Here is an 11,998-nt window from a genome sequence, read left to right as displayed (position 1 = left end):
TTCGCAGCTAGCGGTCCGCGGCTTTGTCCAGTTGCGATGGCTCGAGGTGGGCGATGATGGTGGGCGTGACCCGGGCAACCACCTCTTCCAGCGGCGTGGAGGCAATAGGCTCCAGCCGAAGAACGTGGCGCAGGTAGGCGATGCCGAGCAGCTGGGCCATGGCCAGGTCGATCCGCAGTTCGGTATCGGGGCCTGGCAACGGTTGGGCCAACTGCGGGTACATCTGGTCCTGAAAGAACTGCCGGACCAGGGTGGTGGACTCTTCATGGGTGGCCGCACCGCGCAGGATCGCCAGCAACGGGGAGCGTGATTCCGGCCGCTCCCAAGCCTCCAAGAACACCCGGGTGAGCCGCGCCCCGAGTTCGTCACGATCGCCGCTGAGAATGAGCGCACTCATCGCATCCGCTTCGAACGGCCATCCCACGATGGACCGGAAGAGTTTCGCCTTGCTGCCGAAGTAATGCCGGATCAGCGCCGGGTCCACCCCGGCCGCGGAGGCGATGTCACGGACCGAGGTCTGTTCGTAGCCCGACTCGGCGAACAGCCGCCGAGCGGTCGTGACGATCGCGTTGCGGGTGTCGAGGTTACCTCGACGTCGTCCCATTGGGGGCATAGTCCTGAAATTCTACAGTCGTTGACTTTTTGGGCCGCCAGCGTTAGCGTAATAGCATTAATTCCACGAGTGAGGAGTTTTTCAAAATGCCGGCACCACGCTGGGTCGCCAAGGCCAACAAGATCAGTCTCAATCGGTTCACCAAGTACGTCGCCCCATGGGCCCCAGGGTGGGCCGTCGCGGTCCATCGCGGGCGCAAGTCGGGCCGCACGTTCCGCACCCCGCTGTGGGCCTTTCACCGGCGCAACGGATTTGTCATCGCTTTGACCTACGGCACCAGCTCGGACTGGGTGAAGAATGTCCTCGCCGCTGGTGGCTGCGAACTGGAGACCAGGCGGCGTCGTTATCAGCTGGGCGACCCCGTGGTCTTCCGTGACGAGGACGCGACCGATATGCCGGCGTTCATCCGGTTCATGCCTCGCCGGGTGCTCAAGGCGCCGGAGTTCCTCAAGCTCGACGTGGCGCGCGAACTGGCGCCGGCGGGCTGACCGCAGGGGGCAAGCACGCGGTCATGGCTGGGAAGTGTCGGGGCTGGCGATCACGACCTCCATCACGAGCCCGAAGCGGTGTACGTGCGAGTGATGCGCCAGCTTCCATCCGGGGTCTAGCAGCGCGCTCACACTGATCGGACGGCATCCGCCGACAAGTTGTGGCGCAACGCGCTACAGGCCGTTCCAGGCGCGACAGGCGACCCGTTCCAGCGGCCGCTCCCCGTAGGAGAGACTGGCCACGCACAACAGGCCGTCGGAAGTCAGGATTCGTCGCAAGTCGTCCAGCACCGCCCGCGCACACGCCTCATCGAGCAGGTCGAACACAAATGTGGACAGCACCCGGTCCGCGGACCCGTCGCCGGCAGGCAGTGGCAGTGAGCCATCGACAAGGGTCACCTTGGCCCGGTCGGCCCAGGGGGCGAGCCGACTGGTGGCGAGGTTGATCATCACCGGGCTGATATCGACGCCGACATAGTTGACACTGGCCGGCAGCTCAGCCAGCAGGTTCGCAGCCAATTTTCCCGTTCCGCAGCCGAATTCAAAGATCGTCTGGCCGGGCGCCAGGGCCGCATTGGCCACGAGCCGGTCGAGCGTCTCATCCTCATAGAAGGCCTGCCAGTCCTGAATGCGTCCGATCCTGTCGTAGACCGAACGGGCCTGGCTCAGGGAAAGCGCCACGGTTGTCCTCCTTGCCCACCCTATGCGCTATGTCGGCCCTGGCTTGTCAATCACCGCCAGGTCGGGATGCTCGGGGCGCACTCCCATGCCGATCAGGCGGGCGGGAATGCGGGCGAGCAACGGGAGCCGCCGGATCAGTCGCACTGGCAGCGGCGCCTTGAACTGTTGCGAAGTACCCAATACTGCGGTGACAACGTTCTTTTGGAGAAACACCTGGACCGCCTGGGTAGCGCGGGTCGGCAACTCGCGCCGTGCCTGCACACGCTGCAGATCGGCATCGCTCACCTTGCCGCGACGTAACGGCGAGATCAGTAGATTGGCCGCCGCGACCGCGTCCTGGATGGCCAGGTTGATCCCAACTCCGCCGATCGGTGACATCGCGTGGGCGGCGTCGCCGATGCAGAGCAATCCCGGCTGATGCCATTGCTTGAGGCGGTCGACCGAGACGGTCAACAGCCGCAGATCGTCGAAGTCGGTGATTTCCGCGACTCGGTCCTTGACGAAGGGCGCCATCTTCACGATCTCTTCGCGAAAGAACTCAACCCCATGGCGACGCGCTTGTTCGATGGACCCCTTGGCGATTACGAAACCGCATTGCCAGTAGTCGCCCCGGTTGATCAACACCAGGATGGCGCCGCGACCGAAATTCCCCATGGATTCCTCCGGGTCGCCGGGCCGGCGCGACATCCGGAACCACAGAACATCCATCGGCGCACCCAGGCTCAGTACCTGCAAGCCCGCTTGGGCGCGCACGGTGGAGGTCCGTCCGTCGCAGCCGATCACGAGGTCGCTGTGGATCTTCTGTTCACCGTCGGGGGTATTCACGACTACGCCGGTGACGCGGTTGGGCTCCTCGATCAGTTTCGTGACTTCGGCCCGCATCAGCAGCCGGAAAGACGAAAAGCGTTGTGCCTCTTTCGCGATGAAATCCAGGAAGTCCCACTGCGGCATCATCGCGACGAACTTTCCGCGAACCGGCAAGTGGCGGAAATCGGCGACCAGTGCTCGGAAGCTGCCGAATTGAGCGTTCAGCGTCGGTGTCGGCTGATGCGGCCGCCGCAACAGCTGGTCATAGAGCCTAAGCTTGTTCATGACCTCGAGAGTTGACGGGTGGATGGTGTCGCCGCGGAAATCCCGCAGAAAGTCTGCATGCTTTTCCAGCACGATGACGTCGACCCCGGCCCGGGCCAGCAGGTAGCCCAGCATCATGCCCGCCGGCCCGCCGCCGGCGACACAACAGCGCGCTCTCAGCTCTGATTCCATATCCCGCCTTGCGCTTGGATCCGACGATCGGGGCCGGTGTGCGATTCGATGCCGCATGCCGGGGCTGCCATACCCGACCGGTTCTTTCCCGTTGATGTCGACGACGGCTCGTCGCGGAGCTGCGCGCAAGCGGCCAGCAGTGTCGCCTCTAGCACCGACGGCGCGTTCACCTGCCGAACTTTACCGGCGTGGCTGGTCCGGACCGGCGATGACGTGAGCGGTGGCGTCGTCATAGTTTTGTCGCAGGGTAGAGATGGACGCTGCCGAAACCGCCGATCTGCTCGTGCTGGACCTCGAAGCCGAGGTCATCCAACAGCGTTGGCATGTCACGAATCACGTCACCGGCCCGTTGCCACATACCGGCCAGCGCAGTTCCCAGGCGATTGCCGTCTTGGGGATAGCCAACGTCGATCAAGACCAGCCGGCCTTGTCGGCGCAGCACACGATGCAGTTGGGTCATCGCCCGTGCACCGTTGGGATAACCACTGAAGGACATGGTGTTGACGACGGTGTCGAACTGGCCGTCCGGATAGGGCAGTGCCTCGACGTTTGCCTGGGACAAGTCGGCGCTCACACCCGCGCGGCGCAGATTGCGCCGCGCGATTGCGACCATGCGGCGATTGAGGTCCACCCCGTAGGTGTCAAAGTTGTTCGCATAGCGGGTGAGCAGCCAACCAGTGCCGAAAGAGACCTCCAGGACGCGCGGGCCGCGGATGTGCGGGAGCGCTGCACTGATCCAATGCCGCCACACGGGCAGCAGCTTGACCGCGAGGTCGTAGGGGCGGGCCAGTCGCGTGTACAGGCGATCGAAGTGCGCGGTAAATGCCTGGGCGTCAACGGGCTCCGCGCGGTAGCAAGTACTCGGCGAATCCTGCTGGTTCATCGCGTTCCCCAGTGCTCAGCGCAGCATTACTGCATTGCCCTCGCGGCACCGCGGCGGCACCGGCGAGAGCGCCTCACCCCACACTAATCTGACCACAGGCCCACAACGAGATGTTCGCAGGCTTGCGATCAGGCTGACCACACTGGAGAAACTTTCCCGGTGGCTCACGCCTTGTCGGTGATGTCGAGGCGAAGAAAGGAACGCACCTTGTAGAGGCGGAACGTTCGGCGTGACCGCGCCGAGATGAACGGGGCCGCGACCGCGAACCCGATGACCGCCGGCGCTGTGGTGCGGTAGCGCCGGCCCTTGTGCTCGACGGTGCACTCGCCGGCCGCCGTGACATTGGCGCACCAGTCCGTCCGGCCGTAGGGGAGCGGGATGTAGAACTGGTCACCAACACGCTCCGCGACGACGGGCGTCGCGTAGGTCCGCCCCGTTGTGCGGCCCTGATGATGGATCACCGAGGCATACCAGTGTGCGGACCCTGCCATCGTCAACATGGCCGGGTTGAGCACGGCCCTGTTGAAGCGCCGGATTGCGTTGATCGCTGGGCGCAGACGTAACCGAAAGGAGACGATCAAGAACCCCTCGAGCACAACCAGTAGCAGCCCCGCGCCGGCCAGCACCTGGATCGCGGCCCGCCGAACGGGTGATGTGCTTGTCGTGTCCTGCCTCACCGCACGCTCCCGCTCAGCCGGCACCGGCAACCGGATTCTGTTGGCCGTAAACCGATCACGCTATCGCGTGGCGAAACCGGCCGAACGGGTCTTTGGGCCCATTTCCGGGGAGCCATTCGTCCCACAGAAAGTGGTGTCGGCTACCGGCGCCGCCTGCTCAGCAGGCCGGATCGGATTCCTGCAGACCGGCGCCGTCTATCGCGGATTCAGCGTCTTTGTCGCGCTGTATGACTGGTCCCTGCTCGCCGCGTCTGTTGCCCCGTAGCGGCTCGGTCAGCTGAGTACCCAGGCCGACGAGCCCCCGACCGACGGCCACCAGGGCCCGGTTGGTGGTGCCCGCCGCGACTTCGATGGTGGCAAATGCCGCATCGAGCACACTCGGAACGTGGAAGTCCTCCCACATCGCGGCCTGTTGGTGGCGGGCTCTCGCGAAACTGTCGAGCTCGTCGCGCAGGGCTAGGCGCTGTTTGGCCAGCTCCCGCACCGCCAGGAAACGGAAGCCGTCGATCGCCTCTAGCTTCGCGAACCGGTCCATAATCTCCTTGGCGTCCTGATAGATGCGGACATCCTCGCGCAGATGATGGTCGACGAGCTCGCGGGCTTCGTCGATCGCTCGTAGCAACTGCTGTGGTTGCGTCGACTCGATTCGGGCCAGGCTCAGACGCTGCCACTTGTGCAGCGACTCCTCGGCGATCACCAACAGGCTCAACGCATAACCAAGCCGGTTGTCGTCGACGGCGTTGCGCAGCTTTGCCGCGCGCTGCTGCACGGGCAGGTCGTCAGCGAAACACGCCAGCGCGCGCCTAACGTGGTCGCGCAGTTGTTCGGCTGTGACATTGAGCGCGGGGCCCAGAGCTGCCACCGAATCCCAGTAGGCATCGGGCAGCGACCCGTACTTCTCCAGCGACTCAACCATCCGCGAAATGGTCAGGCTGTTACCCAGAACGTCGCCGGCACGTTGTGCTCTGGCGACTTCGAGCACCGCTTCGACCTTGTCTTCTACCCGACGGACCGCGTCTTCGACCTGAGCAATCGCGGACTTCAACGCCATCTGCACCGCGATCATCTGCGCCGAAACCATGGCTTCCGGGCCGAGCCCCGCCGGCCGCGACTGCAACTGCGCCAGGAACTGGCCGGCCTCAGCCGGTGCCGTCATCCAATAGAAGCCCGCCGAGCTGGGAACGAGGTTGTCGATCCGCAACGCGCTCAGGCTGTCGGGATGCAACTGAACGTATTTGTCGCAATTGGTGAACACCGCGGTCACCCCGGCGAGCTTGCCCGCCGCGCGGGCCAGCGGGGCGCCGTGGATTCCCGCGACCCGCATGGTCTGCCCGGCGATCGCACGTAACCGCGACAGATAGGACTCGACAGCGGCAGGATCACCGCCAATCAGCAGGCTGTCGTCCTGGAACGACACCACGATCTGCGGGTCATCGGTCCTCGTTGGCACGCCGGACACCTTATATCTGCTAAGGGGACCCTAATAATCTCTCGGCAGTGTATGCAGCCGGCGTGAGAGTTCGCAGGCATTTGTCGCTACCGGGCGCGGCAAGGGGCCATCTCAGTGACTGAGCATGGCGCCCGAATGCAAACAACGGGTGAATTGCGGCGGCACCAACCCACGTGAACATGCGAATACCACGGTGGGCGGCGATTTCGCTCGCGCCACGTGGGCTGGATCAAAGCCGCGGGGCAGAGTCGACAAAGTCGTTGCAGCTCAAAGCGATGAGCGCACAAACTGGAGGACCTCGTCGGCGGCGGCCAGCGCCGCCAGGATGGGGGTGAAGCGGCGGGCAAGATCGGTGACCGCGTCGGCGGTGGCGTCGGGGCCGACCGACGGGACTATTCCGCCCAACACCGCCACGGTGGCCACGCGAGACGCCAGGGGCGCTACCGCGCCGCAGGCCAGGGCATAGGGGCCGCCGCCAGACAGGCCGACGACAGCAAGCCGCTCGGCGCCCAGCGCGTTGGCCACCGCAGTCATGTCGGTGGCCCAGTCGGCCATCGCGGTGTAGGCGTGACAGTCGGAGAGACCCGAGCCGGGGCGCTCCACGACGACTACGCGCAAACCAAATTCTTCGGCGGCACGCCGGCCCAGCAGCGGGAACTGGCGTCGCGCGCCGGGCGTGCCGTGGAACCACAGCACCACCGCGCCCGCGGGGTCACCGAACTCGGCGAAGCCAAGCCGGCGCCCATCGGGCAGGTAGAAACGGCCCTCCGCGCGGGGCTTCTCGACGCGCGGTACGAAAAAGGGATGCCGCAGTGGGTTGCTCAGCTTCATCGAGAAGCTGCGACCAAGTGCGATGACATGTGAGTGCGCGAGTCAGTCGGGTTTGGATAGGTCGACGATCTCCGGTCCGGGCGTTGCGGCGTAGAGCTTGTCGATCTCGGTCGAATACTTCTGCGCGATGGGTTTGCGTTTGAGTTTCATCGTCGGGGTAAGTTCGTCTCCGCCCGGATCCCACGCGGTGCCGATGATGATGAACCGCTTGATCTGTTCCACCCGGGAGAGCTTGGAGTTTCCCTCGCGGACCGCGGTGGTAAGCATTTCGCGTGCCTGGCGGCTCTGGGCGAACGCGGCCGCCGACGGATCGGCCATGCCCAAGGCGGCGGCCTGCGCCGCGGCGGTGTCACGATCGAGGACAACGAGTGCGGTCACGTAGGGACGTGCGTCACCGAACGCGACCACCTGGTCGATCAAGGGGCAATCGGCCTGGATCGCCCTCTCGATGTTGCTGGGGGAGAGATTCTTTCCGGATTCGTTGACGAGCAACTCCTTCTTGCGGTCGACGATGGTGACGAATCCTTGGGCATCGATGGTGCCGATGTCGCCGGTGTACAACCAGCCGTCGGCGTCGATTGCCTCGGCGGTCCTCTCTGGCTGGTGCCGGTAGCCGCGCATCACGATCGGTCCGCGGATCAGCAGTTCGCCGTCACCGGCCACCTTGACCTCGACGCCGCGCAGCGGTTTACCTACCGAACCGAGCTTGATGGCGTCGCGTCGATTGGAGGTCGCGCCACCCACACATTCCGATTCTCCCCATACTTCGTAGACGGGAATGCCTAGGCCCCAAAAGAATTCCAGTGTTTCGATCGGCATGGCAGCGGCGCCGGTGACGCCCCAACGCAGTTGATCGAGGCCGAGCGCCTCGCGCACCTTGGCCAGCACGAGGCGGTCGGCGATCTTGTGGCTGATGGCCAGTGCCGGGGAGATGGACTTGGCGGACAAGGTCTGACGGGCAGCGCGGATGCAGGTGTCGATGGCCCAATAGGCCAGCCGCTTCCTGGCTCCGCCGGCCTCGGCAAGTTTGGTTTCGATCCCAGCTTGGATCTTGTGCCAGACTCGGGGCACCCCCAGCCATAACGTGGGGCGGGCGTCCGGTAACGCCTCGGCGATCGCTTTGACGTCGGCGACATCGGTTACCTGCACTCCGAAGACCATGTTGGCGTAGTGCGCGGTCACGCGGTCGGCGACGTGTGCATGCGGCAGGTAGGAGGTGATCCGATCTGTCGGCTGCATGCCAAGAAGTTCGACGATCGCGGAGAATTCGGCGATCACATTGGCGTGGGTGAGCTCGACGCCCTTGGGCGGGCCGGTGGTACCCGAGGTGTAGATGAGGGTGGCGATGTCATCGGGCCGGACGGACTCCCACGTCGCATCGAAGTTGAAATCGGTTTTGGCCCCGCTGGATTCGAGCTGTTCGAGGCTCATACCGGCGTCGGCGTCGGCGTCGGCGTCGGCGTCGATCACGATCACGTGAGCAAGGTCGGCGACGGCCGCATTGATGGCCGGCAGAAAGTCCTTCTCGGTGAAGACGACCTTGTTCTCAGCGTTGCTGAACAGGTACTTGATCTGGTCGGGAGCCGAGGTGTTGTAGATCGAGAACGGGATCGCGCCCAGATGCAGGACCGCGGTGTCGACCAAGTGGGACTCCGGACGGTTGCGCAGCATGATCCCCACCGTGTGGCCGCGTTCGACCCCGAGAGCGGCCAGCCCGGCAGCGATCCTTCGCACCCGATCGGCGTACTGGCGCCAGGTGAGGACGGCTTGGTTTCCGACCGTGCGGATGGCCACCGAGTCCGGGGCTACGGCCGCGGTCTGCTGAAAAGCCTGGGGCAGGGTGGACACCGATACTCCGCTGGGGTGGCGAATCACCGCGAGATCGCCTTTGCTCATTGATCCGCTCCTTCGACTATCTCTCTGAGGATCATGCTCGATCGTGCGCCCGGGATAGGGTCGATCGGCCTCATCGCATCGCAGATCTTGAATTTGCCAGTGATGCCGGGTGGACTGGTTAGACGAGAATGTACCCGTTGCTCGGCGGACGTTCAGGCACCCCACATTTCGATACGACCACCTTCGGGTCCACACTGGACCAATGGAGGTATGCGAATTCACCGCCGTCGCGCTGACCGCACCGTCCCTACCGCCGCCGCCCCCGCGCCGGGCTCGAGGCTCGACGACACCGCGGCTGGTGCGATCGTGACCGCAGGTAATCCCGAGCCCAAGCCGCCCCGTGTGCTGAACGGTCTTTCGGACGTCCGCGCGTTCTTCCACAACAACAAGCTGCCGCTCTACTTCATCTCGCCGACGCCGTTCAACCTGCTAGGCATCGACCGATGGGTGCGAAACTTCTTCTACCTCAACTACTTTGACTCTTTCGAGGGCGCGCATTCGCGCGTGTTCGTGCCGCGGCGGCGTGACCGCAGGGATTTCGACGGCATGGGGGATGTGTGCAACCACCTGCTGCGTGATCCCGAGACGCTCGAGTTCATCGCGCGCCGGGGGCCCGGCGGCAAGGCCTGCTTTGTGATGCTGGACGGAGAGACCCAGGCCCTGGCGCGCCAGGCGGGGCTCGAGGTCATTCATCCCCCGGCGGAGCTGCGCCACCGGCTCGGCTCCAAGATCGTCATGACTCGCCTGGCCAACGAGGCGGGCGTGCCGAGCGTGCCGCACGTGATCGGGCGGGCCGGCTCCTACGAGGAGTTATCGACGCTGGCGCATGACGCCGGGCTGGGAGATGACCTGGTCATCGAGGCCGCATATGGCAACGCCGGCAGTGCGACGTTCTTCGTGCGCGGTGAGCGTGACTGGGACCAGTGCGCCGCTGACCTGGTGGAGCAGCCGGAAATCAAGGTCATGAAGCGCATCCGCAATGTCGAGGTGTGTATCGAGGGGACCGTGACCCGCCACGGCACCGTGATCGGCCCCGCGATGACGAGTCTGGTCGGTTACCCGGAGCTGACTCCGTCCAAAGGGGCCTGGTGCGGCAATGACGTCTGGCGTGAGGTGCTGCCGCCCGCCCAGACGCGCGCCGCGCGCGGGATGGTTCGAAAGCTGGGCGATGTCCTGAGCCGCGAGGGCTACCGCGGCTACTTCGAGGTTGACCTGTTGCACGATCTGGACGCAAACGAGCTCTACCTCGGCGAGGTGAACCCACGCCTGAGCGGGGCCAGCCCGATGACGAACCTGACCACCGAGGCCTACGCCGATATGCCGCTGTTCCTGTTCCACCTGCTCGAATACATGGACGTGGAATACGAGCTCGACATCGAGGAGATCAACACGCGCTGGGAACGCGGCTACGGCGAGGACGAGGTCTGGGGTCAGCTCATCATGTCGGAGACCTCGCCGGAGCTCGAGCTGTTCACCTCAACCCCACGCACCGGGGTGTGGCGCCTGCGCCACGATGGCAGCGTCTCCTTCGCTCGTCAGGGCAACGACTGGGCCACGCTGCTCGACGAGTCCGAGGCGTTCTACATGCGGGTCGCCGCACCTGGCGACTTACGTTGCGAGGGAGCCCAACTCGGTGTGCTTGTCACCCGCGGGCATCTGCAGACCGACGACTACCAGCTCACTGAGCGCTGCCAGCGCTGGGTCAAGGGCCTCAAGGCGCACTTTGCCTCGACACCCCTGACGCCGGCCGCGCCGATCGTCTCGCGGCTCGTCGCACGCGCGTGAGCGGCGGCGTCCCGGCCGGTCTTTCGCTGGGCAATTGGCTCTCGTCACCGTATTCGCACTGGGCGTTCCAGCATGTCGAGGACTTCATGCCGACCGCGCTGATCTCGCGCGGGACCAACCCTGCCGTGGCGTTGCCCGCGGCCGGTGCTCCGGTCGCCGACATCGAGTTGACCGACACCGAGGGGGCGCCGACCACCGTTGGTGCGGTGATGGCCGGCACCGTCACCGACGGGTGGGCGGTGGCTCACCGCGGTGCGCTGGTGGCCGAGGAGTACCTCGATGGATTGCGGCCCCAGACGCGGCACCTGCTGTTCTCGGTGAGCAAATCGTTGGTGGCGGCGGTGGTCGGCGCGCTGTCTGGGGCCGGTGCGATCGACGTTGACGCGCCGGTCACGACATACGTTCCCGCCTTGGCGAACTGCGGCTATGCGGGTGCGACGGTGCGCCACCTGCTGGACATGAGATCAGGTGTTGGCTTCTCGGAGAACTACGACGACCCGGCCGCCGAAATACACGTGCGCGAGCAGGTGATCGGGTGGGCGCCCAAGCGCAATCCGGATGTCCCCGCCACATTGCGCGACTACCTGCTCACCTTGCGGCAGAAGTCGGCCCACGGCGGCCCCTTCGAATATCGCTCGTGTGAAACCGATGTACTCGGCTGGATCTGCGAGGTCGCCGGCGGCCAGCCGATGCCCGAACTGATGTCGCATCTGCTGTGGAGTCGCATCGGCGCCCAATGCGACGCCAGCATCGCGCTAGACACGGCCGGCCCGGCCGGCACCGGGATATTCGACGGCGGCATCAACGCCTGTCTTACCGACATGATCCGGTTCGGGTCGCTGTTCTTGCGCGACGGTGTCTCGTTGACCGGCCAGCAGGTGGTGCCGGCGGCGTGGATCGCCGACACGCTCGACGGCGGTACCGATTCGCGTCAGGCATTTGCTGCCAGCCCCGACGACACCAAAAAGCCGGGCGGGATGTACCGCAACCAAGTGTGGTTTCCCTACCCGGGCAGCAACGTCGCGTTGTGCGTGGGCATGTGTGGCCAGTTGATCTACATCAACCGCGCCGCGCAGGTGGTCGGCGCCAAGCTGTCCAGCCGGCCGGCCTCTCAGGACGACCCGCAGCAACAGGCGAACACGCTGCGTGCATTCGACGCGGTGGCACGGGAATTGGGTGGAATCACCAGTTAGGCGGTGGTTTTCGCTGACCAACGCTCATCTGGGTGCTGAAGCGTCCTCACCTGGTTGACGCATCCTTTTTCATCTATCGGTCGGCGGTGGATCGTTCGCCGCATATACGATATTCGAGTTTCGGTTCACAAACGCGTATCCAGGAATATTAATTACGTCGGGCGCCTGTTTCTTCACATGATATAATTGTTCCGGGCGCTCGATTCGAAGGCCATGGCCGGGCTGGTCGCTCTCGGCG

General features: G+C 64.9%; 10 protein-coding genes and 1 pseudogene. 3 read left to right on the top strand and 8 right to left on the bottom strand.

Features of this window, described 5'->3' with window-relative positions; translation table 11 throughout:
- Positions 1-7 precede the first annotated feature (7 nt).
- A complete protein-coding gene (locus G6N41_RS21475) occupies positions 8-604 on the bottom strand; it encodes a TetR/AcrR family transcriptional regulator (protein ID WP_198965606.1) in 597 nt (198 codons plus the stop codon).
- A gap of 95 nt (positions 605-699) precedes the next feature.
- Between G6N41_RS21475 and G6N41_RS21470 the strand changes: the two genes are divergently transcribed.
- Entirely contained in the window at positions 700-1,101 is a 402-nt protein-coding gene (locus tag G6N41_RS21470; protein ID WP_198965605.1) for a nitroreductase family deazaflavin-dependent oxidoreductase, read from the top strand.
- 174 nt (positions 1,102-1,275) lie between these two features.
- Here the strand turns inward: G6N41_RS21470 and G6N41_RS21465 are convergent, their stop codons facing one another.
- The 7 genes and pseudogenes from G6N41_RS21465 to G6N41_RS21435 form a co-directional block, all read right to left on the bottom strand.
- Positions 1,276-1,782, bottom strand: coding sequence for a class I SAM-dependent methyltransferase (locus tag G6N41_RS21465; protein ID WP_231608640.1), 507 nt, complete (start codon positions 1,780-1,782; stop codon positions 1,276-1,278).
- Between the two features lie 27 nt (positions 1,783-1,809).
- Positions 1,810-3,045 carry an FAD-dependent oxidoreductase gene (locus tag G6N41_RS21460; RefSeq protein ID WP_198967962.1) on the bottom strand — a complete coding sequence of 412 codons (1,236 nt, stop codon included), beginning with the start codon at positions 3,043-3,045 and terminating at the stop codon, positions 1,810-1,812.
- Positions 3,046-3,274: 229 nt separating this feature from the next.
- Positions 3,275-3,928, bottom strand: coding sequence for a class I SAM-dependent methyltransferase (locus G6N41_RS21455; protein ID WP_198965604.1), 654 nt, complete (start codon positions 3,926-3,928; stop codon positions 3,275-3,277).
- Between the two features lie 164 nt (positions 3,929-4,092).
- Positions 4,093-4,605 carry a nitroreductase/quinone reductase family protein gene (locus tag G6N41_RS21450; RefSeq protein WP_020730577.1) on the bottom strand — a complete coding sequence of 171 codons (513 nt, stop codon included), beginning with the start codon at positions 4,603-4,605 and terminating at the stop codon, positions 4,093-4,095.
- A gap of 157 nt (positions 4,606-4,762) precedes the next feature.
- Entirely contained in the window at positions 4,763-6,055 is a 1,293-nt protein-coding gene (locus G6N41_RS21445) for a hypothetical protein (protein WP_198965603.1), read from the bottom strand.
- Between the two features lie 312 nt (positions 6,056-6,367).
- A pseudogene (locus G6N41_RS21440) lies at positions 6,368-6,886 on the bottom strand (alpha/beta fold hydrolase); the annotation flags it as partial.
- A gap of 42 nt (positions 6,887-6,928) precedes the next feature.
- Complete coding sequence (locus G6N41_RS21435) at positions 6,929-8,782, bottom strand: AMP-dependent synthetase/ligase (protein WP_198965602.1); 1,854 nt, start codon at positions 8,780-8,782, stop codon at positions 6,929-6,931.
- Between the two features lie 306 nt (positions 8,783-9,088).
- Here G6N41_RS21435 and G6N41_RS21430 point away from each other — a divergent pair, with 306 nt between their 5' ends.
- Both G6N41_RS21430 and G6N41_RS21425 read left to right on the top strand, forming a co-directional pair.
- Entirely contained in the window at positions 9,089-10,567 is a 1,479-nt protein-coding gene (locus tag G6N41_RS21430; RefSeq protein ID WP_407663838.1) for a biotin carboxylase, read from the top strand.
- A complete protein-coding gene (locus G6N41_RS21425) occupies positions 10,564-11,760 on the top strand; it encodes a serine hydrolase domain-containing protein (RefSeq protein WP_198965601.1) in 1,197 nt (398 codons plus the stop codon). Before G6N41_RS21430 ends, G6N41_RS21425 begins: the two co-directional genes overlap by 4 nt.
- Positions 11,761-11,998 lie beyond the last annotated feature (238 nt).

Origin of the sequence: Mycobacterium shottsii (assembly GCF_010728525.1) — a bacterium.
GTDB lineage: Bacteria > Actinomycetota > Actinomycetes > Mycobacteriales > Mycobacteriaceae > Mycobacterium > Mycobacterium marinum.
The sequence above is the reverse complement of the archived record's forward strand: the minus strand, read 5'-3'. Positions and strand labels throughout refer to the sequence as shown.